This is a genomic window from Pseudomonas sp. AP19, assembly GCF_001728855.1.
GTDB lineage: Bacteria > Pseudomonadota > Gammaproteobacteria > Pseudomonadales > Pseudomonadaceae > Aquipseudomonas > Aquipseudomonas fluorescens.
The window spans coordinates 38,119-61,282 of sequence record NZ_LXJP01000020.1 but is presented as its reverse complement, the minus strand read 5'-3'; the positions used below and the strand labels follow the sequence as shown (position 1 = coordinate 61,282).

Below are 23,164 nucleotides of genomic sequence, written 5' to 3'. Positions count from 1 at the left end.
GATCAGTTGATACAGAGGCTGACTGACGCGCCGCTTTCGCGAGCAAGCCCGCTCCCACATTGGCTGTGTTCCGACAGTGGGAGCGGGGTTGGATTAGATATCCGCGAGCGCCGACACCAGGATCGCCTTGATGGTGTGCATGCGGTTTTCCGCCTGCTCAAACGCGATGTTGGCTGGCGACTCGAACACCTCCTCGGTCACTTCCACGCCATTGGCCAGGTTCGGGTAGCGCGCGGCGATGTCCTTGCCGACTTTGGTTTCGCTGTTATGGAACGCCGGCAAGCAGTGCATGAACTTCACGCGAGGGTTGCCCGAGGCCTTCATCATCTTGGCGTTGACCTGGTACGGCAGCAGTTGCTCGATACGCTCGTCCCACGCTTCCACCGGCTCGCCCATGGACACCCAGATATCGGTGTGGATGAAGTCGACGCCTTTGACCGCCTCTTTCGGGTCCTCGGTGATGGTGATGCGTGCGCCGCTTTCTTCGGCAAACGACTGGCACTGCTTGATGAAATCTTCATGCGGCCACAGCGCTTTCGGCGCGCCGATGCGCACGTCCATGCCCAGCTTGGCGCCGATCATCAGCAGCGAATTGCCCATGTTGTAACGGGCGTCGCCCAGGTAGGCGTAGCTGATGTCATGCAACGGCTTGTCGCTGTGTTCGCGCATGGTCAGGGTGTCGGCGATCATTTGGGTCGGGTGGAATTCGGCGGTAAGGCCGTTGAACACCGGCACGCCGGCGAACTTGGCCAGCTCTTCGACGATTTCCTGCTCGAAACCACGGTACTCGATGGCATCGAACATGCGGCCCAAGACGCGGGCGGTGTCTTTCATGCTTTCTTTGTGGCCGATTTGCGACGACACCGGGTCGATATAGGTGACGTGGGCACCCTGGTCATGGGCCGCCACTTCGAATGCGCAGCGGGTGCGGGTCGAGGTTTTTTCGAAGATCAGCGCGATGTTTTTGCCCTGCAGGTGCGGACGCTCGGTGCCGGTGTATTTGGCGCGCTTGAGGTCGCGGGACAGGTCCAGCAGGTAGTTGAGCTCGCGAGTGGTGTGGTGCATCAGCGAGAGCAGGCTGCGGTTGCGCATGTTAAAAGCCATGATGGATCTCCTTAGGTTTCGGTTATCCCCCTGGCCGCTGCTGGATAAGCAGCGGCCAAGGCCAAAAAATCAATAGTCGATGGGGTCGCGGATGATCGGGCAGGTCATGCAGTGGCCGCCGCCACGGCCGCGGCCGAGTTCACCGGCGCTGATGGTGATGACTTCCACACCGGCCTTGCGCAACAGGGTGTTGGTGTAGGTGTTGCGGTCGTAACCGATCACCACGCCAGGCTCCAGGGCCACCACGTTGTTGCCGTCATCCCACTGCTCGCGCTCGGCGGCGAAGCTGTTGCCGCCGGTCTCGACCACACGCAGCGCCTTGAGGTTGAGCGCTGCGGCGACGGTTTCGAGGAAGTTGGTTTTCTCCCGTTGGATATCGATGCCGTGCGGCTTGCTGTCATCGGGGCGCAGGGTGAAGGGAATGATCTGGTTGACCACTTCGGGGAAGATGGTGACCAGGTCGCGGTCGCAGAAGCTGAACACGGTGTCCAGGTGCATGGCAGCGCGGGATTTCGGCAGGCCGGCAACGATCACGCGTTCCACGGCGTTGTTTTTGAACAGGTTACGCGCCAGTTGGCCAATCGCCTGGTGGGACGAACGTTCACCCATGCCGATCAGCACGACACCATTGCCAATCGGCATGACGTCGCCGCCTTCCAGCGTGGCGGCACCGTGTTCCTGGTCGGGGTCGCCGTACCAGATCTGGAAGTCTGCGTTGGTGAACTCAGGGTGGAATTTGTAGATGGCGGAGGCCAGCAGGGTTTCCTGGCGTCGCGCCGGCCAGTACATCGGGTTCAGCGTTACGCCGCCATAGATCCAGCAGGTCGTGTCGCGGGTGAACTGCGTGTTCGGCAGCGGCGGCAGAATGAAGCTTGCGTGGCCGAGAAAGTCGCGGAACATCTCGATGGTCTTGCCACCGAAGCTGTTTGGCAGGTCATCGGCCGACACGCCACCAATCAGGAATTCGCTGATTTTGCGCGGCTCCAGGCTGCGCAGCCAGGCGCTGACTTCATCGATCAAACCCAGGCCAACTGTATTCGCGGTGATCTTGCGTTCAAGGATCCAGTCCAGCGCTTCGGGAATGGTGACGATATCGGTCAGCAGGTTGTGCATTTCCAGCACATCAATGTCCCGCTCGCGCATTTTGGTGACGAAGTCGAAATGGTCGCGCTTGGCCTGGGCGACCCACAGCACGTCATCGAACAGCAGTTCATCGCAGTTGTTGGGGGTCAGCCGCTGGTGGGCCAAACCTGGGGAGCACACCATGACTTTACGCAGTTTGCCGGCTTCGGAATGTACGCCGTACTTCACTTTTTCCGTGGTCATTACAGATCCTCCAGTGAGAACAATTACAGTGTCAGGAAGCCGGCGTAGAGCCCGTAGGCTGCCACCAGGGCGCCAACGACTACCGCGGCGAATATCAGCTTCTCGACGTTGGTGAAAATCGGTTTGCCCAGCTCATGCTTGGCCTTGGCGAACAGGATCACGCCGGGGGCATACAGCAGGGCAGAAAGCAGCAGGTACTTGGTGCCGCCGGCGTAGAGCAGCCAGACCGCGTAGATCAACGCGATAGCGCCGATGAACAGGTCTTTCTTGCGTTCGCGCAGGGCGTTTTCGTAAGTCTCGCCGCGTACTGCCAGCAGCAGGGCGTACGCCGCCGACCACAGGTAAGGCACCAGGATCATTGAGGTGGCGAGGTAAATCAGTGACAGGTAGGTGCTGGCGGAAAACAGCGTGATCACCAGGAAAATCTGCACCATGGCGTTGGTCAGCCACAGGGCGTTGGCCGGCACATGGTTGGCGTTTTCCTTACGCAGGAAGGCCGGCATGGTGTGGTCTTTGGCGGCGGCGAACATGATTTCCGCACACAGCAGCACCCACGACAGCAGGGCACCCAGCAGGGAAATCACCAGGCCGACGCTGATCAGCACCGCGCCCCAGTGGCCCACCACATGCTCCAGCACGGCGGCCATCGACGGGTTCTGCAGCTTGGCCAGTTCCGGTTGGGTCATGATCCCCAGGGACAGTACGTTCACCAGCATCAGGAACAGCAGCACGGTGATAAAACCGATCACGGTGGCCTTGCCGACGTCGGTGCGTTTTTCGGCTCGCGCCGAGAAGATGCTCGCGCCTTCAATGCCAATGAACACCCACACGGTGACCAGCATCATGTTGCGCACCTGGTTCATCACGCTGCCCAGGTCCGGGTTTTTCAGGCCCCAGATGTCGGCGGTGAAAATGTCCAGCTTGAACGCGAACACAGCGATCAACACGAACAGCACCAGCGGCACCACTTTGGCGACGGTGGTCACCAGGTTGATGAACGCCGCTTCCTTGATGCCGCGCAGTACCAGAAAGTGCACGGCCCACAACAACACCGAGGCGCCAATCACGGCTGCCGGGGTATTGCCTTCACCGAAGATCGGGAAGAAGTAACCGAGGGTGCTGAACAGCAACACGAAGTAACCGACGTTGCCCAGCCAGGCGCTGATCCAGTAGCCCCAGGCGGACGAGAAACCCATGTAGTCGCCGAAACCGGCCTTGGCATAGGCATACACCCCGCCGTCGAGGTCAGGCTTGCGATTGGCCAGGGTCTGGAACACGAACGCGAGGGTCAGCATGCCGATGGCGGTAATTACCCAGCCGATCAACACCGCGCCGACATCGGCACTGGCCGCCATGTTTTGCGGCAGAGAGAAAATTCCGCCACCAATCATTGAGCCCACGACCAGTGCGACCAGTGCGCCTAATCGGAGTTTTCCGGGAGTGTCAGACATTGCGTGACTCCAATGCAGGAGAAGAGAGACCACAGAATAAATCTGTGCGCTGATCAAACAGCTGACTTAGATCACGTCATTGGCACATTCCATTGTGAATTAATGACTTAAGGAGGAAACGCCTGAGCAGGTGTATGCTCGGAAAGACGCTTTCTAGAGCGGTCTCTCTGTTATGAATAATGATTTGGCCTATGGCGTGGACGTTTGAAGCTAGTCCGTTTTGCAGAATGTGCAAACTTTTCCACTTAATGCCGGAAAACGCGCTAAATGGCAGGCCAAAGGTCGGCGTGTTTAAATTTTAAATAAACCTAAACTTTACAAACTGTCATGCCGTTATGGTATGAGCCTGGGAGTTTTATTGCCGTCTTAAATAAACGCTGCACTCGCTGAATTAATTAGTTGAGTACACGGTTGTTCGCTCAATTTATTATTTGTGTAGGAGTTGTGATGTCTGAATCGGTCGAGAAACTCCGCCTCAGCGCGCTGATCGCCCTGGTGGTGGGCTCGATGATCGGTGGGGGGATTTTCTCCTTGCCACAAAACATGGCCGAGCGCGCGGGAGTCGGCGCCGTGTTGATCGGCTGGGTGATCACCGCCGTCGGCATGCTGACCCTGGCCTTTGTGTTCCAGACCCTGGCCAATCGCAAACCCGAACTGGATGCCGGCGTGTATGCCTATGCCAAAGCCGGGTTTGGCGACTACATGGGCTTCTCATCCGCCTGGGGCTACTGGATCAGCGCGTGGATGGGCAACGTCGGTTACTTTGTGCTGCTGTTCAGCACCCTCGGCTATTTTTTCCCGATGTTTGGCCAGGGCAATACGCCGGTCGCCATCGGCTGCGCCTCGCTGTTGCTGTGGGCCGTGCATTTTCTGGTGCTGCGCGGCATCAAGGAGGCAGCGTTCATCAACCAGATCACCACCGTGGCGAAAATCGTGCCGCTGCTGATGTTTATCGTGATTGCGGTCGTGGCATTCAAGGCCGATATCTTCACCCGCGATATCTGGGGCCTGGGCAACCCGCAGTTCGGCAGCGTGGTCGATCAGGTGCGCAACATGATGCTGGTCACCGTGTTCGTATTCATCGGCATTGAGGGCGCCAGCGTGTATTCGGCGCGGGCCGAGAAGCGCTCGGATGTCGGCCGCGCCACGGTGATCGGGTTCCTTGGGGTGCTGGCGCTGCTGATGCTGGTCAATGTGCTGTCGTTGGGGGTCATGAGCCAACCGGAACTGGCGCAATTGCAGAACCCATCCCTGGCAGGTGTGCTGGAACACATCGTCGGTCCGTGGGGCGCGGTGGCGATCAGCATCGGCCTGGCGGTGTCGTTGGTGGGGGCTTTGCTGTCGTGGGCGCTGCTGTGCGCAGAAATTCTTTACGCCACGGCCCATGACAACACCATGCCGGCCTTTCTGAAAAAGGAAAATGCCAACCAGGTGCCGGTCAACGCGCTGTGGCTGACCAATCTGATGATCCAGGCGTTCCTGGTCATCACGCTGTTCTCCCAGAGCACTTACACCAACCTCATCTACCTGGCCTCGTCGATGATTCTGGTGCCCTACCTGTGGTCGGCGGCCTACGCGCTGCTGTTGAGTGGGCGCGGCGAAACCTATGACGGCGCCCCCCGCCAGCGCTGCAAGGATGTGCTGGTCAGCCTGATTGCCCTTGGTTACGCGGTATGGCTGCTGTACGCCGGAGGCTTGAAGTACCTGCTGCTTTCAGCACTGCTGTACGCGCCCGGAGTGATTCTATTTGCCCTGGCCAAGCGCGAGCAGGGCCAGCCCTTGTTTACCCACATGGAAAAAGGCATTTTCAGCTGCGTGGTCGCGGGCGCTGGGCTGGCGGCGTATGGGCTGTACAGCGGGGTGTTGTCGTTGTGAGACTGGCGTATCAGCCTCCCTATGATTGGGCGGCGATGGTGGGCTTTTTATCCTGGCGGGCAATCAGCGGGTTGGAGATCGTCGAGGCCGGGGTGTATCGGCGCAGCATCAGTGTTGCGGGTTCCCATGGCTGGATCAGTGTGGCGCCGGGCGTCGGCGATTGGCTGGAAGTCGACGTCGAGTTTCCTGACACCGCCGCGCTTGCCGAGATTGAGCGGCGCTTGAGGGCGATGTTCGATGTGGATGCCCAGCCGCAGTTGATCCAGGCGCAACTGGCCACCGACCCGTTGATGGCGCAGCTGGTGGCTGGCCGTCCTGGCCTGCGGGTTCCAGGGGCGTGGGACGGCCTTGAACTGGCGATTCGCGCGGTGCTGAGCCAACAGATCAGCGTGGTAGCGGCAATCCGTCTGGCAGGTAAATTGGTGGCGCAGTATGGCCAGCCACTGCACACGCCACACGCCGGTATCACCCATGTGTTCCCAACGCCTGACGTGTTGGCAGCGGCGGACCTGGCGACGTTGGGCATGCCCAAGGCCCGCGGGCGCACCTTGTCGGGTGTGGCCCAGGCTTTATTGGATGACCCGCAGTTATTTGCCCCCAAAGCCAGCCTCAAGGAGGGCGTGACGCGGCTGGTGGCGTTGCCGGGAATCGGCGACTGGACCGCGCAGTACATCGCCATGCGCCAGTTGCGCGAGCCGGACGCGTTTGCCTCGGGGGATATCGGGTTGATCAATGCGCTGGCGGCGTTGGAAGGTGGGCCGGTCACCGCGCGCGCGTTGTTGGCGCGGGCTGAGGCGTGGCGGCCGTTAAGGGCGTATGCCGCGCAGCATTTGTGGACGTCGTTGAGTCGGGCGGATTGAGGGTGGCCGCCAGGGCCTGTTCGCGAGCAAGCCCGCTCCCACACTGACTGCGTACACCCATTGGACTACGGTCAAAATGTGAGAGCGGGCTTGTTCGCGAAAGCGCTTTTCAAATCACCACTGCGGCCGGTGCGAGCCCAATTCCCCCGCCGGCAGGTCCCACTGTAACGGTGTGCCACTGATGGTCACCGGCGCCAGCAAACGATGGGCCTGGCCCCAGGCCGTTTGCTCCACCACCACGCCCTGATCACCCGCTTCTTCAGCCCGCAACCCCGGTTGCTCCGGCACTTGGCCGGCTTCCACCAACAACTTCGCGGTGCGCGCCAACGACAACCGTGCCGAACCGCCACGCCCGGATTTCAGCCGCTCGCTCAACGCCTGAATCGCACTGGCCGCCATCAAGTACCCGGTGGCGTGATCCAGCGCCTGCAACGGCAGCGGCACCGGTATATCCGCGTGTTTCCAGGCCATGCCCGCGTCGGCAATCCCGCTGCTCATCTGCACCAGGCTGTCGAAGCCGCGACGATTACGCCACGGGCCGCTCCAGCCGTAGGCATTGAGGCTCACGTCGATCAAACCGGGCGCGAGGGTTTGCAGGTCATCGGCGCAGTAGCCGAGCTGCTCCAGGGCGTCGGCGCGGTAGCCGTGGAAGAGGATGTCGGCCTCTTTGAGCAGACGTTCGAAAATCTGCCGGTCGTCGGGGCGTTTCAAGTCAAGGCGAGCGCAGCGTTTGCCCAGGGTCATTTCCGGCACCACGCCCGGCTCGTTCCAGCTGGGTGAGTCGATGCGCAGCACATTGGCGCCAAGGCCGGCGAGGAAACGACTGGCCACGGGGCCCGCCAGTACGCGGGTCAGGTCCAGCACCTTGATGCCGGCCAACGGCCGCGCCACGGAGCCGAGCCAGGGTTTGTCGGCCGTGGCGTCGAAGGTCCGGCGCTGCACCAGGTCCTCTGCATTGACCGCGAGCCCCTGCGGATGAGTCTGCCAGGCCTGCCACGAACGCATCTGCGCTGCGCAGCCGCCTTCATCGACAATCGCCTGTTCCAGTACTGCCGCGTTCCACGGCGCGACATGGTTGGCCATCTCGGCGCGGTCATTGACCTTGCCCAGCACGCGCTCGGCGGCGGCACGGTGATGGGGCGCATTGGTGTGTAGACGAATCCAGCCATCGGCGCAGGCATAGTCGCCGGCCACGGGGTCCCAAAGCGGTGGCAGTTGCCAACCCTCCGGGCGAATCGACGACGAGAACCAGAAGGAAGCGAGGCGTCGGTCCACGCTGACGCTGGGCAAGCGCCCAGTCTGTTGCTGGATAAGTTGGGCAACGGCTTGGCCGGCGGCACCGAGGCTGGCGCAGGCCAGTTCGGTCACGGCGAACGTCGAGGGCAGGGCGCCGGCTTCGGTGAAGGTCAGCGCGACGTGCGGTAAATCGAGTGCGGCTTGGATGGGAGTCAGCAGGTCAGTCATCAAAGGCCCTCCGTAAGAGAAGGGCCACTATAGAAGATCCTCACACGGGTGTGACAACACCGGGCACCAGCGGCAGGTCGATGCTGGCGATAAACCCGCCGTCGGGGTGATTGGCCAGTATCAGGCTGCCACCATGGCGCTCTGCCGCACGACGGGCAATCGCCAGGCCCAGGCCGTGGCCTTGGGTCGTCTGGCCGGGCGCGCGGTAGAACGGTTCGCCCAGTTGGCTCAGGTGTTCGGCGTCCACGCCTTGGCCATGGTCGCGCACGCTGATCAGAATGCGCTCGCCCTGGCGTTGGGCCTTCAACTCAATCGGCTGGCCCGGCGGGTTGAAACGTTGGGCGTTGCGCAGCAAGTTATCCACTGCGCGTTCGATCATGGTTGGCCAGCCCTTGAGGTGCAGCTCGTTGTCGGCCGACAGCTGCACCACCTGGTCGGGCGCACCGAGCTGGGCGTCCTTTTGCAGGGTTTTGAGCAGGGGGTTGAGGTCCACCTCTTCGGCACTGGCGTTGTCGGCATCGACGCGGGCCAATACCAGAATTTCGCTGATCAGCGCTTCCAGGCGGTCGCATTCGCGGGTCAGGCGTGGCCAGAGTTTTTCGCGTTCTTCGGGGCTGGCGCGCTCGGCCAGGGCCAGGGCGATGCGCAAGCGGGCCAGGGGCGAGCGCAGTTCGTGGGACACGTCCCGCAGCAACTGACGCTGGCTGCCGATCAGGCTTTGCAGGCGCGCGCCCATGCGGTTGAAGTCAGTGGCCAGTACGCCGAACTCATCGCGCCGGTTAGCCAGCCGCGCCAGGCTGTTTTGCTGGTAGGTGGCCTGGCCAAGGTCATGCACCGCGCCGCGCAGTCGGCTGAGCGGGCGGGTAATGGACAGTGTCACCAGCAAACTGAAGAGCGTCAGCACCACCAGCGCAATTGCCAGCGCGCTCAACGGCCAGGTCAGGCTGTTGCGGTGCCATTCGTCGAGTTCCGGGTGCGGGATGCGGTAGATCAGCAGGTAGGTGTCGCCGGTTTTTTCACTGGTGTACTCGGCGGTCAGCCGGCGCCAGGGCAGGTGGCCGTCCTTGCTGTCATTCTGCCGAGCTTCGAAGGCGGCAGCGCGCTTCGGGAAGGTGCCACGCACTACCGGCTCGCCGCTTTCATTCAGCACTTGCACGTCGATGTGATACTGGCGCTTGCGCTGTTGCAGCAAGTCCTGGGCGGCGTCTTCGCCTTGCGCTTCGTAGAGTTGGGTCCACTCTTCGGCCAGGTTGTTGAGGCCGGGGTGGCGGCTGAGAATCCAGGCATCCTGGTTGAGCATATGCCCAAGCAGGATCGACAACCCGGCAACCAAGGCGATGGCCAGCCAGAAACTGGCCAGGATGCGCCAGAACAATGAACGCACAGGAAACCCTCAAACAGGAAAAGCCCAGCGGCGAGGGCCACTGGGCTGGGGAGGTAACGCTAGAGCATTATTGCGCTTTTTGCGGCTGTTGCGCTTTCCAGGCCTGGAATTCCTTCCACTCGGCACGGCGCTCGGCCTGTTTCTTGACGATCTCGTCGAATTTCTTCTGTTGATCGGGTTTCAGCACGGCACGGATGTCAGCCTGGGTTTTCTGTTTGCCGGCGGCGATTTCATCCTGCATGGCTTTCTGGTCAGCGGCCGGCAGCTTGTCCAGGTACTTTTTGACCAGGTCTTTGCGGGCGTGCCATTGGTCACCCATCAATTTGCCGATTTGCTCGCGCTGTTCCTTGGTCAGGTCCAGTTGGCTGAAGGGGCCGCCTTTGCCACGCGGACCGTGTTCACCGCCGTGGCCCGGGCCACCCATCATGTGGCCTTCCGGGCCGCCCATCGGGCCTGGGCCTTCTGGCATTGCGGCCATGGCAACGGTCGGCAGGGCAGCGGCGAACATCAGAGCGATAAGGGTCTTGCGCATGGTGATTCTCCTGTCTCTATTCCGGTGAGTCCGGATGTGAGTAGATTACGGAGATCAAGGTCAGCGGCGGTCAGGGGACGGTAAAGCTTGGGTAAAGAGGGGTTTGGGGTGAACTGACAAAACCGGGAGCCACAGGCTCCCGATTTCAGCGGCTGTAGTAATAGCCCCGGCTGCGCAATGCCACGATGCGCGGCCGGCCATCCGGGTGCGGGCCGATTTTCTTGCGCAGGTTGCTGACGTGCATGTCCAGGCTGCGATCGTAAAGGGTCAGCTTGCGGCCGAGGGCGATCTGCGCCAGTTCCTGCTTGTCCAGCGGTTCGCCGGGTTGGCGCAGCAAGGCTTCCAGCAGGCGGCTTTCGGAAACAGTCAGGGCAAACTCCTGCTCATCGATGGTGACCACGCCACGTACCGGGCTGAAGCACAGGTCACCCAGTTCCAACTGGCTCGACACGGCAGCCGGGTGGCTGCGGCGCAGCACGGCGCGCAGGCGGGCAGTCAGCTCGCGTGGGTCGCAGGGCTTGGCCAGGTAATCGTCCGCGCCCAGTTCCAGGCCGAGGATCCTGTCCAGCGGCTCGCCACGGGCCGAGAGCATCAGCACGGGCAATTCCGGGTGGTCACTGCGCAATTGTTTGAGCAGCTCCAGGCCACTGCCATCGGGCAGCATCACGTCGAGCACCACCGCCGCGGGGGCGCTGTCGGCCAAGGCTTTGCGGGCGCTCAAGCCGTCATGGCAAGCGCGCACCTGGAAACCTTCCTGGCTTAGCCAACTGGTCAGCAGCTCACAGAGCTCCTGGTCATCATCTATCAGTAACAGCTCGCTCATGACTCACTCAATTTAGCCATTGTCGACGGCGACGGTGCCCACCACTGGCGAAGATCCCGCACAGCAACGCGATCAGTGCAACGGCGCCGCCCGTGACAAACCACTGCTGTTGCTCGGTCAGCCATCGGTTCAAGGCGCCGCCTTGTGTTTCTTTGAGTTGCTGGGCCAGGCGTTGGTTCTCCTGACGCAAGCGACTCAGTTGGGCGCTTTCACGAGCAGTATCCGCGCTTTGCAGTTGTTTGCTCAGTTCTTCACGCAGTCGTTCGCTTTCTTTCAAGCGTTGCTGCAACTCGGTGATCTGGCTGCCGGCACTCAAGGACAGGGGCGTGGAGCTGCCGGTGTTCGAGGTCTCTTCAGCGTGGGCGGTTGCCCCGATCATTAACACTGCCAACAAACCCAACTGACGTAAGCGCATCGGAACTCCTGATTCCACACGAATATTCAGAACGTTGTCGGCAGGTTACCGAGAATAATGAGCCATTAGGAGCGCGCCGAACGCAATTGGTTCGGCGCGCTCAGGCTCAAGAAAGGTTGGTTAAGGCAGGACTTGCTTGAACGGCTTTATCACCACGTCAGCGTAGACGCCCGCCGCCACATACGGGTCGGCTTTGGCCCAGGCCTGGGCCTCGGCGAGCGACGCGAACTCGGCGACGATCAGGCTGCCGGTAAAACCGGCGTCGCCCGGGTCATTGCTGTCCACTGCCGGGTGCGGGCCGGCCAGCACGATACGGCCTTCGGCTTGCAGCTGTTTCAGGCGTTCAACGTGGGCCGGGCGCACGGAGAGGCGTTTTTCCAGCGAGTTGGCAACGTCGGTAGCAATGATGGCGTAGAGCATGTCAGTCCTCGGTTTTTGGCGTGGTAGGGTCGGTGTCATGCAGATGGCGCGACAGGTAGATACCCTGGCCGACCAGGAACAAGACGGTCATGCCCAGGCTGCCGAACACCTTGAAGTCGACCCAGTAGTCCTGGAAGGTAAAGGCGACAAACAGGTTGGCGGCGCCGCAAAACACGAAAAACACGATCCAGGCTACGTTCAAACGTGTCCACACCGGTTCCGGCAGGGTCAGTGCGTGGCCCATGATCCGCTTGATCAACAGGCGGTCACCGATGAAATGGCTGCCGATAAACGCCAGGGCGAACAGCCAGTTCACCACCGGGGCTTTCCATTTAAGGAAGGTTTCGCTGTGGAAGGCGAGGGTCAGGCTACCGAAGACCAGGCAGGCGACCAGGGTCAGCCATTGGCTTTTTTCGAGTTTGCGTTGGGATATGAAGATGGCGCCGTAGACCACGACAGAGCTGATGATCAACACGGCGGTGGCACTGTAGATGCCCCCGACTGTCAGCTCATGGCCGGCGAGATCGATGACCCTGGGGTCGAGTTTGTAAACGATGAAAAACAGCAACAGCGGGATGAAGTCGATGAATTGTTTCACAGTAAGAGCCAGAAGCTGGATGTGGCGGCATAATAACAAACATCCTTGGTAGCGAAAGCGCCAGCTGACTTGAGGTTACACACTCCCGTGAATGTTGATTTGCACTGCCACAGCACGGCCTCCGACGGCGCCCTGGCGCCCGCGTTACTGGTTGCGCGTGCGTTTGAAAAAGGCGTGCGAGTCCTGTCGTTGACCGACCACGACACCCTCGAAGGCCTCGATGAAGCCCGCGAGGCGGCTCATGCACTGGGCATGCAACTGGTCAATGGCGTGGAATTGTCCTGCACCTGGGGCGGCGCCACCATTCATGTGCTCGGCTACGGTTTCGATCAGAGCGCCCCGCCGTTGGTCGAGGCCATCGCCCAATTGCACGATGGCCGTTGGCTGCGGTCCGAAGAAATAAGCCGCAAGCTCGGCCTTAAAGGCATGCCCAATGCACTGGACGGCGCCCGCGCCATCCAGCAAGAGCTCGGCGACAGCGGTAATGCACCGGCCCGGCCGCATTTTGCCGATTGGATGGTGCGGGAAGGTTTTGTCAAAGATCGCGCCGAAGCCTTCCGCAAGTGGCTGGGAGCCGGCAAGTTGGGTGACGTCAAGCAACACTGGCCGACCCTGGAAGACACCGTTGCAACCCTGCGGGCCTCTGGAGCCTGGGTCAGCCTGGCGCATCCCTGGCATTACGATTTCACCCGCAGCAAGCGCCGCAAGCTGATTGCCGACTATATTGGAGCGGGCGGCCACGCAATTGAAGTGGTCAACGGCCATCAACCCGCCGAACAGGTGGGTAGCCTGGCGATTCTTGCCCGCGAATTTGGTCTGCTGGTCAGCGCCGGCAGTGATTTTCATGGCCCAGGCGGTTGGTCCGAGATTGGCGAATATCGCCCCGTCCCGGACGACCTGCCGCTCTTGTGGGGGCGATTCAAGCATGACCCCATTATTGCCACCGTCTGAACAGGTAGAACACGTGAGTCAATTCTTCCAGATTCATCCGGAAAACCCTCAAGCGCGCCTGATTAAACAGGCAGTGGAGATTATTCGCGCCGGTGGCGTGGTGATCTACCCAACGGATTCGTCCTACGCCATTGGTTGCCAGATCGGCGACAAAAGCGCGGTTGAACGGGTCAGGCGCCTGCGTGACCTCGACAAGAACCACAACTTCGCGTTGATCTGCAGCGACCTGTCCCAGCTGGGCCTGTTCGCCAAGGTCGACACCGGCACGTTCCGCCTGCTCAAGGCCCACACGCCGGGGCCTTACACATTTATTCTGAATGCCACCCGCGAAGTGCCGCGCCTGCTGTTGCACCCGAAGAAGCGCACCATCGGCTTGCGGGTGCCGGAGCACCCGATTGCGCTGGCATTGCTCGCTGAGCTGGGCGAGCCGTTGATGAGTGTGTCGTTGATCCTGCCCGGTGAAACCGAGCCGCTGTACGACCCTTACGAAATGCGGCGCCTGCTGGAAAAACACGTCGACCTGATCATCGACGGCGGCTACGGCGGCAACAAGGCCTCCACTGTGATCAACCTGGCTGACGGCGAACCGGAAGTGGTGCGTGTCGGCTGTGGCGACCCGACGCCCTTCATGGTCGAGGCCTGAATGGCGGTCGTGGAAACCGTCGACAGCCAGGCCGGTGCCCAGCAGGAACTGCCCTTCGCCATGGTCTACGGCCAGGCGGTCATGGAAATGCCGCTGGATTTGTATATCCCGCCGGACGCCCTGGAGGTCTTCCTGGAAGCCTTCGAAGGCCCGCTGGACTTGCTGCTGTACCTGATCCGCAAGCAGAACATCAATATCCTCGACATCCCGGTGGCGGAAATCACTCGCCAATACATGGGCTATGTCGAGCTGATGCAGTCGGTGCGCCTGGAACTGGCCGCCGAATACCTGGTGATGGCCGCTATGCTGGCCGAGATCAAGTCGCGCATGCTGTTGCCGCGTTCAGAAACCATCGAAGCGGAAGAAGACGACCCGCGCGCCGAACTGATCCGCCGCCTGCAGGAGTACGAACGCTTCAAGGCCGCCGCCGAAGGCATCGACGGCTTGAGCCGCGTCGGCCGTGATGTGGTGGTGCCCAAGCTTGATGCCCCGGAAGCCCGGGCGCGCAAGCTGTTGCCGGACGTGAGCCTGGAAGAGTTGTTGATGTCGATGGCCGAGGTATTGCGCCGTGGCGATATGTTTGAAAGCCACCAGGTCAGCCGCGAGGCCTTGTCGACCCGTGAGCGCATGAGTGATGTGCTTGAACGCCTCAAGGGCGGCGGCTTTGTGCCGTTTGTTGAGCTGTTTACCAAAGAAGAGGGGCGCCTGGGGGTCGTGGTGACATTTATGGCGATCCTCGAACTGGTCAAGGAGTCCTTGGTCGAGCTGGTCCAGAATGAGCCTTTTGCGGCTATCCACGTGCGGGCGCGAGCCGAATAAAGAGCTGAATCGATGAATTTGACTGAACCCCGCGAACTGGCCCCGTTGCTGGAAGCCTTTCTTCTGGCCTCGGGTAAACCGCAATCCCTGGAGCGCTTGTTCGAACTTTTTGAAGAGGCCGAGCGGCCCGAGCCCCCTGTGTTCAAGAAGGCGCTGGAGATTTTGCGCAAGTCCTGCGACGGCCGTGCCTTTGAGCTGCGCGAAGTGGCGTCGGGTTATCGCCTGCAGATCCGTGAGAAGTTTTCCCCGTGGGTCGGCCGTTTGTGGGAAGAACGCCCGCAGCGTTATTCGCGGGCGATGCTTGAGACCATGGCGCTGATTGCCTATCGCCAGCCGATCACACGCGGCGAGATCGAGGATGTGCGTGGCGTGGCGGTCAACAGCCATATCGTCAAGACGTTGCTGGAGCGCGAGTGGATCCGCATCGTCGGCTACCGTGATGTGCCCGGTAAACCGGCGATGTTCGCCACCACCAAAGTGTTCCTCGACCACTTCAACCTGAAAAACCTCGATGACCTGCCGCCCCTGGCTGAGCTGCGCGAGATGGAGCCGGACCCGGTGCTGGACTTCGACGACGCGCCGGTGCCCGCCAGCCTGCAGGAACTCGCCGACGCCACGGCCGAGCCGGAGGAACCCAAGGACGAAACCAGCTTCCATACCTTATTGCTGGAACTGGACGACATGGAGCAGGGCATCAAGACCGACTTCGACGACTTGCTGCGTGATGGCGCTGCCGAGCCTGAAACCCAGGTGAACGTTGAAACGGTGCCTGAGGTCGACATTGAAGTTGAGCCTGAGCCTGAGGAAGACATCCTCGGTGTCGCTGAGGCCCGTGAGAAACTCCTGGCTGCCGTCGCCGCCCTTGAACAACCGCCGTTGAGCGACGAGGAAGACGAAGCCCGGGCGTTGGCTGAGGCCATCGAGGCCGAGCGGCGTCAGTTCGAAGACTGACGCCGCATCAAAATGTGGGAGCTGGCTTGCCTGCGATACAGGCGACTCGGTCTTTGTGTTTCACCGAGGTGACGCCATCGCAGGCGAGCCAGCTCCCACAGAAAACCCGTTGCCTGGGAGGATTCAAATGAGTTCAACCAAAGACCCCTGCATCAGTATCTGCAAGTTCAGCGATGACATCTGCGTCGGGTGCGGCCGCAGCAAGCGTGAGATCCGCGCCTGGAAGAAACTCGACAAGGTCGACAAACGCACGGTTCTGGCCGAAGCCGAGCTGCGCTTGCTGGCGCTGGGCGCCACCGGTCGGCGGAAAAGCAAATGACAACGGCTTAATCGACTAGTCTCTGATGCGCAACGCGCGCCATGCGCGTATGATTCGCGACCCTTTGGCGAGGTATTCGCCCAAAGCCCCGCTTTCAACACTCTTCAGGCCACGCCTGAATCGACCCACCGGGAGGTGCTTAAGATGAACGACCAAGACCAGAACGACAGCCAGGAAATCGGCCCAGCAGGCGAAAAACTGCAAAAGGTGCTGGCACGTATCGGCGTGGGCTCGCGCCGCGACGTCGAAGCCTGGATCACCCAGAAGCGCATCAAGGTCAACGGCGTTGAAGCCACCCTTGGCCAGCGCGTCGACCTGCACGATGCAATCACCATTGATGGCAAGGTCATCAAGCGTGAAGAGGCCGCCGAATCGGTGCGCCGCGTCATCATGTACAACAAGCCCGATGGCGAGATCTGCACCCGTGACGACCCGGAAGGCCGTCCGACCGTGTTCGACAAGATGCCCAAGCCCAAAGAAGGCCGTTGGATCAACATCGGTCGTCTGGACATCAACACCACCGGCTTGCTGATGTTCACCACCGACGGTGAGTTGGCCAACCGCCTGATGCACCCGTCTTACGAGATGGACCGTGAATACGCGGTGCGTGTACGTGGGGAAGTCGATGACGAGATGATCGAGCGCTTGAAAGCCGGTGTTGTTCTTGAAGACGGCCCGGCCAAGTTCACCGACATCAAGCAGGCGCCCGGCGGCGAAGGTTTCAACCACTGGTACCACTGCGTGGTGATGGAAGGCCGTAACCGTGAAGTCCGTCGCCTGTGGGAATCCCAGGGCCTGGTGGTCAGCCGCCTGAAGCGCGTGCGTTTCGGCCCGGTGTTCTTGAACTCCGACCTGCCGATGGGCCGCTGGCGCGAAATGAGCCAGTACGAAGTCGACATCCTCAGCGCTGAAGTTGGCCTGACGCCGGTCGCGATGCCGCAGATGAACGCCAAGAGCAAAGACAAGCTTGAGCGTATGCAGCGTAAATCGTCGCGTCCTGTGGCGCGTACCGAACGCGTTGCCCGCACCTTGCGCCCGGCGCTGAATGCGCCGGCCACCGGCGGTCGTATCTCCCGTGAGCCGCACATCGAAGGCGAGCGTCGCCCAACCGCGCCATCGCGTCAGGAAGGCGAGCGTGCACCGCGCACTCCGCGTCCAGCCCGTGGCGAAGCGCCAAGCGGTGGCCGTAGCAACCGTGGCGAAGGCCGTGGTGCTCCGGCATCCGATCGCCCAGCCGACAGCGCCAGCACCAAGCGCCCAGCCAAGCCGGCGGCGAACAAGCGCCCCGGCCCGAAACTGGTCGCCGACGAGCCGTCGGGCAAGCGCCGTGGCGCCCCGGCCGGTTCCGGTCAGCGCCCGGGTTTTGGTCGCAAGAAGCCGCAGTGATGTAAGTGCTGCACAAAAACGCCAACCTTAGGGTTGGCGTTTTTTTTTGCTCTGAATTTGCAATGCGATCAACTGTGGGAGCGGGCTTGCTCGCGAATACGGTGTGTCAGTTGATGCATGTGCAAGCGGATACACCGCATTCGCGAGCAAGCCCGCTCCCACATTTAGATCTCTGTTGATTTCGAAATCGGCTTTCAGAACGCAAAAGTACCGTCAAACACCGGCTTGTCATCCAGCGCCAACACCCCGCTGGCAAAGATCAGGTCCAGGTGATGGCTGCCTTTCTGTCCGCCACCCAAGCCCAGGTGCAGGCCGCAATGGCGCTCCTCGAAGCCGGCATTGCGCGCATACAAGTCTTTCACGCCTTCATTGGTGCCAATCCCCAATTCCTCCACGCGCCGGTTGGACGGGTTGGCATTCAGGTACTTGTTGAAATCATCCGCCAGCCCCGGCACGTCGCTGGCCACGCTGCATATCGTCGAATTCTCGATCCACAGTTCGAGCGGTGACTGCAGCACGCCGTATTTGCGTGCAAACGGGATGGTGCTGAGGAAGGTGCCGACAAACCGCACCTGGCCATTGATGGCTTCGCTGTGGGTGGCGATCTCGCCCGGTGCCAGGTCGTGGTTGCCGACGCCGTTGATGTTGGTCCACTTCTTGATGCTGCTCATCGGCGCTTCCAGGCGTGAACCGTGTTTGTCGGTAAAGCTCAGCACGTTGGCTTGGGACATGCGGCGGATCAGCGTGGCGTTGAGGTCGGCAATGCGCTGCGGCTCGACGCTGAAGGTGTCGTAGAAGTAGTCGCCGTAATCCTTGAACAGCAGGGATTTCTTCCAGTGCTCCGCCATCACGCCTTGCAGGGCGCGGATAAAGTCCGGGCCTTCGGCGCGTGGGTTGGGCAGGGTCGAGGAATCGTAGAGAAACAGGTACAGGTCGCAGGCTTCGATGGCCTGGGCCAGGTTGTCGCTGGCGGCCAGGTCCAGGCGCTGCACCTGGAAATTGAATCGGGCGGCACTGCCGTGGGTGATTGCCTGGGCGATGGCGTCGTAGCGTTCGGTATGGCCCAGTAGCACGGTAGGGCGGCTCAGGCCGTTGAGGGCCGGGTGGTGCGCGAGGTAGTAGAGAAAGTGTTCGACGGCGCGGGCCTTGTCCATGACGGGTGTCCTTCTGTGCCTTGGGTAAGGGGGCAGGTGCCGTGCACAGCACCTGCCGGATGCCTGCCGGGTGTTAGAAAGGCCACATCGCGGTGCCAAAGGGCACAACGGCATCGGCTTGCATCATTTCAACGGCGGCCTCATGGGTCGGCGCTTCAAACCAATCGTCGAGTTGCAGTTCGGTTTCCAGGTCGTTTTCCAGTGCTTGCATGGTGTATCTCCTAGAGGACGTTGTTTGAGAACGGCTTGCCAACGGGCTTCGCTGGCAAGTGAAAGAACCTAGGAGAGAGTGTTTCGGAATGCAAAATGTTTATTGACACGGTCTCATTTGGATTTTTTCTTCTGTTTTTTTAGCGCTGTCTTTTTTTCAGAAAAAACAACGGACTGGAGCGGGTAACCAACCGTAAATTTCCGACTGACATTTTTCCGTTTTCAGACAGCCCGCGCTTGGCTGTAACGCTTATTTTCCGTGCTGTAACGATTAATTTACGAGAAAGCCGCGCAAAACTTGACGAGTAAGAAGCTGTAAGGAATGCCTGACAGATTGTCACAGGCGTCTTGCGGGGTCGGCCCGAAGCTGTCGAGCGGTGTACAATGCGCCGCGTTTTACTGTGACCCCCTTGCGTACCTACGCAAAAGGCCAAGACCTCGGGGTTTACCCACCCTGATCACTCCGCCTGGCCACGAGCCGGACGGGTTCGATTTCGTCACAGATAAAAACAAACAGGTGACGCATGACCGTTAGAAAGACGCTGTACTCCTGGTGCCTGCGCTGGGGTTTGAGCAGCGCTGCTTGAGTCGAGACTCAAGGCAGCAACGTGCATTCAACATCATCAAACCTTGCGTGAGACCCTTTTCATGAGTGGACCCCATTCCTCTTCAGGCGAGCTGAAACGCGGCCTGAAAAATCGGCATATCCAGTTGATCGCCCTCGGGGGCGCCATCGGCACCGGCCTGTTCCTGGGCTCGGCCGGGGTGCTCAAATCCGCCGGACCGTCGATGATCCTGGGCTATGCCATCTGCGGCTTTATCGCCTTCATGATCATGCGCCAGCTCGGCGAAATGATCGTCGAAGAGCCGGTCGCCGGCTCCTTCAGCCATTTTGCCCACAAGTACTGGGGTGGTTTCGCCGGCTTCCTGTCGGGCTGGAACTGCTGGATTCTGTACATTCTGGTCGGTATGTCGGAGCTGACGGCCGTCGGCAAATACGTGCACTACTGGTGGCCGGAGATCCCGACGTGGGTGTCGGCAGCGGCGTTCTTCGTGTTGATCAACTTGATTAACCTGGCCAACGTCAAAGTCTTCGGTGAGGCCGAATTCTGGTTCGCCATTATCAAGGTTGTGGCCATCGTCGGCATGATCGCCCTGGGCAGCTATTTGCTGGTCAGCGGCAGCGGCGGCCCGCAAGCCTCGGTGAGCAACCTGTGGGACCACGGTGGGTTCTTCCCGCACGGTGTGGGTGGATTGGTGATGGCCATGGCGATCATCATGTTCTCGTTCGGCGGCCTGGAAATGCTCGGTTTTACCGCCGCCGAAGCCGACCAGCCACGCACCGTGATCCCCAAAGCGATCAATCAGGTGATCTATCGCATCCTGATTTTCTACATCGGTGCCCTGGTGGTGCTGTTGTCGCTCACGCCGTGGGACAGCCTGCTGGCAAGCCTCAACGCGTCCGGCGATGCCTACAGCGGCAGCCCGTTCGTGCAGGTGTTTTCGATGCTGGGCAGCAACACTGCCGCGCACATCCTCAACTTCGTGGTGTTGACCGCCGCACTGTCGGTGTACAACAGCGGCACCTACTGCAACAGCCGCATGTTGTTGGGCATGGCTGAGCAGGGCGACGCGCCTCGTGCGCTGGCGAAGATCGACAAGCGCGGTGTGCCGGTGCGTTCGATCCTGGCCTCGGCGGCTATCACGCTGGTGGCGGTGTTGATGAACTACCTGATCCCGCAACATGCGCTGGAACTGCTGATGTCCTTGGTAGTGGCCACGCTGGTGATCAACTGGGCGATGATCAGCTTCTCCCACTTCAAATTCCGCCAGCACATGAACCGTACCGGCCAGGTGCCGTTGTTCAAGGCGCTGTGGTACCCCTACGGTAACTTCATCTGCCTGGCATTCGTCGCGTTTATCCTGGTGATCATGCTGATGATTCCGGGGATTCAGGTGTCGGTGTACGCGATCCCGGTGTGGGTGGCGTTCATGGGGCTGTGTTACTGGATCAAGAACAAGCGCAAGGCACAAACGGTTCAGAACACCGTGCGGACGGTTCTGGAGTAGGACGTTTCCCGTAAACAGAAAACCCGGCACGTTGTCGGGTTTTCGGTGGGCGTGTGCGGGTTAGACTCGCTGCCTGGTTTTACCTAGACCCCTGCCCGGAGGCTCCATGCAGCACACTGACATCGACGGCGGCACCTTGCAGCGTTCCGAGCTGGAAGACCTGATTGACCAGCACAGTGGGCCGTTGCGGTTGATTGACGTCGACTTGAGCGGCGCCGATTTGTCGCGGATGGCGCTGGACCATTGGGTGTTCGAACGCTGCATGCTGGTCCAGACTTCTTTTCTTGGCTCGCGCCTGGAAGGCACGCAATGGACCCGTTGCCGCGCGGCCCACGCCGTATTCGAAGCGGCGAACCTGCTGGAAGCCCAGTTCAACAGCTGTGACCTGAACAACACCCGCTGGCAGCGCAGCAAATTGTCCCAGGCGAGTTTTGCCCACTGCAAGCTGACTGGCGCCAACTTCACTCACTGTGCCTCGCTGGGGCTGAGCTTCAGCGAAACCCGGCTCAACAGCGCATTTTTGTCCGGTCTGTCGTTTGCCCGAACCGTGCTGAATAACCTGGACTTCTCCGACAGCGACTTGTCGGATGCAGACTTTCGCAAGGCTGAACTGATCGATTGCAGCCTCGCTCACGCCCGTATCAACGGCGCCAATTTCGCGGGCGCCGACCTGCGCGGCGCGGATTTGAGCGGCTTTCGCCTCAATGATGCCAAACTGTTCAAAGGCGCCGTGATTTCCAAAGCCCAGGCGTCGATGTTGTTGTCCGAGTTGGGCTTGTCCGTTGCCTAAGGTTTTTGAGTGATGCTGGTAATTTCCAACACTGTGCACCTGCCCGATGCCGAGATCGAGCTGACCGCCATTCGCGCCCAGGGCGCCGGTGGGCAGAACGTCAACAAGGTGTCGAGCGCGGTGCACCTGCGGTTTGATATTCCGGCGTCATCGTTGCCGGAGTTTTACAAGGAGCGGCTGCTGGCGCTGCGCGACAGCCGCATCACCAGTGACGGCGTGCTGGTGCTCAAGGCCCAGCAATACCGGACTCAGGAACAGAATCGCGCGGATGCGCTGGAGCGCCTGGTGGAGTTGATCCTCAGCGCCACCAAGGTCGAGAAAAAGCGCCGCCCGACCAAGCCCACCCTGGGCTCGAAAAAGCGTCGCCTGGAATCCAAGACCAAGCGCGGCAGCATCAAGGCCGGGCGCGGCAAGGTGGATTTCTAAGCGTCGCGTGCTTCGCGGGCCCTGGGTGCTTGCCGGTACAAATACACACTCAGCAGCAAACCGCCGAAGGCGGCGAGGGCGGCGAACAGGAAGATCGACGCAAAACCGAAGCCTGCCGCCACAGCTCCCGCCAGCGGGCCGGTGATACCCAGCGACAAGTCGATAAACAGTGAATAAGCCCCGACCGCCGCACCGCGGCTGGAGGCTGGCACCAGGTTGACCGCCTCCACCCCCAGCGCCGGAAACACCAGGGAAAAACCAAAGCCGCTCAACGCCGCACCGGCCAAGGCCAGGTGGGCGTCAGGGGCGAGCCACAGCAGCAGCAGGCCGAAGATCTCCACCGACAGGCAGGCAATCGCCACGCGAAAGCCGCCGATACGGTTGATCAAATTGCCGAACAGCAGGCGTGCACCGATAAAACTCGCGCCGAACAGGCTCAAGGCCCATACCGCGTTGTCCCAATGTTGGGTGGTGTAATACAGGGTGATAAACGTGGCGATGGTGCCAAAGCCGATCGAGCCCAGCGCCAAGGCACAGCCGTGGGGCAGCACCCGGCCCAGTACGTTCATGAACGGCAGGCGCACGCCGGCCACGATCGGTGCCGCCTCCTTGTTCCAGGCCAGCAGCACGCCGACGACCGCCAGCAGAATAATGCTGACGCCCATGCTCCACAGCCCGAAGTGACTGACCAGCAGCACCCCCAACGGTGCGCCGACGGCCAGCGCGCCATAACTGGCGATGCCGTTCCACGAGATAACCTTGGCCGTGTTGGCGGCGCCGACGCGGCCGATTCCCCAGCCGATGGCGCCCGAGCCCACCAGGCTTTCCGCGCTGCCGAGGACCAGTCGCCCGATGAGCAGGCAGACCAGGCTGAAGGCCGGCAAGCTGGAAAACCACGCCGCCAGCAACATGAACACGCCACTCAGGCCGCAGCCGACCAGGCCGATCAGCACCGCGCGCTTGCTGCCCAGGTTATCGATGATTTTGCCGGCATACGGGCGGCTGAGCAGCGTGGCCAGGTATTGCACGCTGATCACCAGCCCGGCAATCACGGCGCCATAGCCCAGTTGGCTATGGACATAGCCCGGCAAAACGGCCAGGGGAATACCAATGTTCAGGTAGCCGATAAAGGTGAACAACACGATGGAAACAACTTGCAGCGTGACCGCCATGGGGCGCTGGGTATCTGACAT

Annotated in this window: 24 protein-coding genes; 11 read left to right on the top strand and 13 right to left on the bottom strand. The window is 61.0% G+C overall.

Going from position 1 to position 23,164, the window contains the following annotated elements; translation table 11 throughout:
* Positions 1 to 93: 93 nt before the first annotated feature.
* The 3 genes from A7D21_RS15835 to arcD (A7D21_RS15825) all read right to left on the bottom strand — a co-directional run bounded on the left by A7D21_RS15835 (position 94) and on the right by arcD (A7D21_RS15825) (position 3,881).
* Entirely contained in the window at positions 94 to 1,104 is a 1,011-nt protein-coding gene (locus A7D21_RS15835) for an ornithine carbamoyltransferase (protein WP_069552082.1), read from the bottom strand.
* 69 nt (positions 1,105 to 1,173) lie between these two features.
* Positions 1,174 to 2,430, bottom strand: coding sequence for an arginine deiminase (gene arcA / locus A7D21_RS15830; protein WP_053257733.1), 1,257 nt, complete (start codon positions 2,428 to 2,430; stop codon positions 1,174 to 1,176).
* A gap of 23 nt (positions 2,431 to 2,453) precedes the next feature.
* Positions 2,454 to 3,881: an arginine-ornithine antiporter gene (gene arcD / locus A7D21_RS15825; RefSeq protein WP_053257732.1), complete on the bottom strand. Its 1,428-nt coding sequence runs from the start codon at positions 3,879 to 3,881 to the stop codon at positions 2,454 to 2,456.
* A gap of 447 nt (positions 3,882 to 4,328) precedes the next feature.
* Here arcD (A7D21_RS15825) and arcD (A7D21_RS15820) point away from each other — a divergent pair, with 447 nt between their 5' ends.
* Both arcD (A7D21_RS15820) and A7D21_RS15815 read left to right on the top strand, forming a co-directional pair.
* On the top strand, positions 4,329 to 5,756 hold the full coding sequence (gene arcD / locus A7D21_RS15820) for an arginine-ornithine antiporter (RefSeq protein ID WP_053257731.1): 1,428 nt from the start codon (positions 4,329 to 4,331) through the stop codon (positions 5,754 to 5,756).
* Positions 5,753 to 6,616 (top strand): DNA-3-methyladenine glycosylase, encoded by an 864-nt coding sequence (locus tag A7D21_RS15815; RefSeq protein ID WP_069552081.1) that lies wholly within the window; start codon positions 5,753 to 5,755, stop codon positions 6,614 to 6,616. The genes arcD (A7D21_RS15820) and A7D21_RS15815 overlap by 4 nt, the downstream gene beginning before the upstream one ends.
* A 114-nt stretch (positions 6,617 to 6,730) precedes the next feature.
* On the opposite strand, the gene A7D21_RS15810 is transcribed toward A7D21_RS15815, so the two are convergent.
* The 7 genes from A7D21_RS15810 to A7D21_RS15780 form a co-directional block, all read right to left on the bottom strand.
* Positions 6,731 to 8,080 (bottom strand): CoA transferase, encoded by a 1,350-nt coding sequence (locus A7D21_RS15810; protein WP_069552080.1) that lies wholly within the window; start codon positions 8,078 to 8,080, stop codon positions 6,731 to 6,733.
* Positions 8,081 to 8,120: 40 nt separating this feature from the next.
* A complete protein-coding gene (locus A7D21_RS15805; RefSeq protein WP_053257728.1) occupies positions 8,121 to 9,464 on the bottom strand; it encodes a HAMP domain-containing sensor histidine kinase in 1,344 nt (447 codons plus the stop codon).
* A gap of 67 nt (positions 9,465 to 9,531) precedes the next feature.
* Positions 9,532 to 9,996, bottom strand: a complete 465-nt coding sequence (locus tag A7D21_RS15800; protein ID WP_053257727.1) for an LTXXQ domain protein — start codon at positions 9,994 to 9,996, stop codon at positions 9,532 to 9,534.
* Between the two features lie 145 nt (positions 9,997 to 10,141).
* Positions 10,142 to 10,819, bottom strand: a complete 678-nt coding sequence (locus tag A7D21_RS15795) for a response regulator transcription factor (protein ID WP_053257726.1) — start codon at positions 10,817 to 10,819, stop codon at positions 10,142 to 10,144.
* Between the two features lie 7 nt (positions 10,820 to 10,826).
* A complete protein-coding gene (locus tag A7D21_RS15790; RefSeq protein ID WP_053257725.1) occupies positions 10,827 to 11,234 on the bottom strand; it encodes a translation initiation factor 2 in 408 nt (135 codons plus the stop codon).
* A gap of 120 nt (positions 11,235 to 11,354) precedes the next feature.
* A complete protein-coding gene (locus A7D21_RS15785; protein WP_069552079.1) occupies positions 11,355 to 11,654 on the bottom strand; it encodes a YciI family protein in 300 nt (99 codons plus the stop codon).
* Between the two features lies 1 nt (position 11,655).
* Entirely contained in the window at positions 11,656 to 12,252 is a 597-nt protein-coding gene (locus A7D21_RS15780) for a septation protein A (RefSeq protein WP_053257723.1), read from the bottom strand.
* Between the two features lie 87 nt (positions 12,253 to 12,339).
* On the opposite strand from A7D21_RS15780, the gene A7D21_RS15775 reads away from it, so the two are divergent.
* The 6 genes from A7D21_RS15775 to rluB all read left to right on the top strand — a co-directional run bounded on the left by A7D21_RS15775 (position 12,340) and on the right by rluB (position 17,321).
* Positions 12,340 to 13,203, top strand: a complete 864-nt coding sequence (locus A7D21_RS15775) for a PHP domain-containing protein (RefSeq protein ID WP_053257722.1) — start codon at positions 12,340 to 12,342, stop codon at positions 13,201 to 13,203.
* Positions 13,204 to 13,216: 13 nt separating this feature from the next.
* Positions 13,217 to 13,846 (top strand): L-threonylcarbamoyladenylate synthase, encoded by a 630-nt coding sequence (locus A7D21_RS15770; protein ID WP_053257721.1) that lies wholly within the window; start codon positions 13,217 to 13,219, stop codon positions 13,844 to 13,846.
* 120 nt (positions 13,847 to 13,966) lie between these two features.
* The gene (locus A7D21_RS15765) at positions 13,967 to 14,665 is read left to right on the top strand and encodes a ScpA family protein (protein ID WP_169875663.1); all 699 of its coding nucleotides are present in this window, start codon (positions 13,967 to 13,969) and stop codon (positions 14,663 to 14,665) included.
* Between the two features lie 12 nt (positions 14,666 to 14,677).
* Positions 14,678 to 15,616: an SMC-Scp complex subunit ScpB gene (scpB, locus tag A7D21_RS15760; protein WP_069552078.1), complete on the top strand. Its 939-nt coding sequence runs from the start codon at positions 14,678 to 14,680 to the stop codon at positions 15,614 to 15,616.
* A gap of 127 nt (positions 15,617 to 15,743) precedes the next feature.
* Positions 15,744 to 15,935 carry a DUF1289 domain-containing protein gene (locus A7D21_RS15755; protein WP_005790815.1) on the top strand — a complete coding sequence of 64 codons (192 nt, stop codon included), beginning with the start codon at positions 15,744 to 15,746 and terminating at the stop codon, positions 15,933 to 15,935.
* Between the two features lie 144 nt (positions 15,936 to 16,079).
* Entirely contained in the window at positions 16,080 to 17,321 is a 1,242-nt protein-coding gene (rluB, locus tag A7D21_RS15750; RefSeq protein ID WP_053257718.1) for a 23S rRNA pseudouridine(2605) synthase RluB, read from the top strand.
* Positions 17,322 to 17,515: 194 nt separating this feature from the next.
* Here the strand turns inward: rluB and A7D21_RS15745 are convergent, their stop codons facing one another.
* Both A7D21_RS15745 and A7D21_RS35795 read right to left on the bottom strand, forming a co-directional pair.
* Positions 17,516 to 18,475 carry a leucyl aminopeptidase gene (locus tag A7D21_RS15745; RefSeq protein ID WP_069552077.1) on the bottom strand — a complete coding sequence of 320 codons (960 nt, stop codon included), beginning with the start codon at positions 18,473 to 18,475 and terminating at the stop codon, positions 17,516 to 17,518.
* A 73-nt stretch (positions 18,476 to 18,548) separates the two neighbouring features.
* Entirely contained in the window at positions 18,549 to 18,686 is a 138-nt protein-coding gene (locus A7D21_RS35795) for a hypothetical protein (protein WP_003175756.1), read from the bottom strand.
* 647 nt (positions 18,687 to 19,333) lie between these two features.
* On the opposite strand from A7D21_RS35795, the gene A7D21_RS15740 reads away from it, so the two are divergent.
* The 3 genes from A7D21_RS15740 to arfB all read left to right on the top strand — a co-directional run bounded on the left by A7D21_RS15740 (position 19,334) and on the right by arfB (position 21,971).
* Positions 19,334 to 20,755 (top strand): amino acid permease, encoded by a 1,422-nt coding sequence (locus A7D21_RS15740; protein WP_069552076.1) that lies wholly within the window; start codon positions 19,334 to 19,336, stop codon positions 20,753 to 20,755.
* Between the two features lie 106 nt (positions 20,756 to 20,861).
* Positions 20,862 to 21,545, top strand: coding sequence for a pentapeptide repeat-containing protein (locus tag A7D21_RS15735; protein ID WP_069552075.1), 684 nt, complete (start codon positions 20,862 to 20,864; stop codon positions 21,543 to 21,545).
* A 12-nt stretch (positions 21,546 to 21,557) separates the two neighbouring features.
* On the top strand, positions 21,558 to 21,971 hold the full coding sequence (gene arfB, locus A7D21_RS15730) for an alternative ribosome rescue aminoacyl-tRNA hydrolase ArfB (protein ID WP_053257714.1): 414 nt from the start codon (positions 21,558 to 21,560) through the stop codon (positions 21,969 to 21,971).
* Here arfB and A7D21_RS15725 read toward each other — a convergent pair.
* Positions 21,968 to 23,164, bottom strand: a complete 1,197-nt coding sequence (locus A7D21_RS15725) for an MFS transporter (RefSeq protein ID WP_069552074.1) — start codon at positions 23,162 to 23,164, stop codon at positions 21,968 to 21,970. The two genes, arfB and A7D21_RS15725, sit on opposite strands and share 4 nt — an antisense overlap.

Coding starts and splice junctions, on each gene's coding strand:
- arcD (WP_053257731.1), top strand. CDS start 4,329: ATGTCTGAATCGGTCGAGAAACTCCGCCTCAGCGCGCTGATCGCCCTG.
- A7D21_RS15800 (WP_053257727.1), bottom strand. CDS start 9,996: ATGCGCAAGACCCTTATCGCTCTGATGTTCGCCGCTGCCCTGCCGACC.
- arcD (WP_053257732.1), bottom strand. CDS start 3,881: ATGTCTGACACTCCCGGAAAACTCCGATTAGGCGCACTGGTCGCACTG.
- A7D21_RS15740 (WP_069552076.1), top strand. CDS start 19,334: ATGAGTGGACCCCATTCCTCTTCAGGCGAGCTGAAACGCGGCCTGAAA.
- arfB (WP_053257714.1), top strand. CDS start 21,558: ATGCTGGTAATTTCCAACACTGTGCACCTGCCCGATGCCGAGATCGAG.
- scpB (WP_069552078.1), top strand. CDS start 14,678: ATGAATTTGACTGAACCCCGCGAACTGGCCCCGTTGCTGGAAGCCTTT.
- A7D21_RS15810 (WP_069552080.1), bottom strand. CDS start 8,080: ATGACTGACCTGCTGACTCCCATCCAAGCCGCACTCGATTTACCGCAC.
- A7D21_RS35795 (WP_003175756.1), bottom strand. CDS start 18,686: ATGCAAGCACTGGAAAACGACCTGGAAACCGAACTGCAACTCGACGAT.
- A7D21_RS15790 (WP_053257725.1), bottom strand. CDS start 11,234: ATGCGCTTACGTCAGTTGGGTTTGTTGGCAGTGTTAATGATCGGGGCA.
- A7D21_RS15785 (WP_069552079.1), bottom strand. CDS start 11,654: ATGCTCTACGCCATCATTGCTACCGACGTTGCCAACTCGCTGGAAAAA.
- A7D21_RS15835 (WP_069552082.1), bottom strand. CDS start 1,104: ATGGCTTTTAACATGCGCAACCGCAGCCTGCTCTCGCTGATGCACCAC.
- arcA (WP_053257733.1), bottom strand. CDS start 2,430: ATGACCACGGAAAAAGTGAAGTACGGCGTACATTCCGAAGCCGGCAAA.
- rluB (WP_053257718.1), top strand. CDS start 16,080: ATGAACGACCAAGACCAGAACGACAGCCAGGAAATCGGCCCAGCAGGC.
- A7D21_RS15735 (WP_069552075.1), top strand. CDS start 20,862: ATGCAGCACACTGACATCGACGGCGGCACCTTGCAGCGTTCCGAGCTG.
- A7D21_RS15745 (WP_069552077.1), bottom strand. CDS start 18,475: ATGGACAAGGCCCGCGCCGTCGAACACTTTCTCTACTACCTCGCGCAC.
- A7D21_RS15755 (WP_005790815.1), top strand. CDS start 15,744: ATGAGTTCAACCAAAGACCCCTGCATCAGTATCTGCAAGTTCAGCGAT.
- A7D21_RS15725 (WP_069552074.1), bottom strand. CDS start 23,164: ATGTCAGATACCCAGCGCCCCATGGCGGTCACGCTGCAAGTTGTTTCC.
- A7D21_RS15795 (WP_053257726.1), bottom strand. CDS start 10,819: ATGAGCGAGCTGTTACTGATAGATGATGACCAGGAGCTCTGTGAGCTG.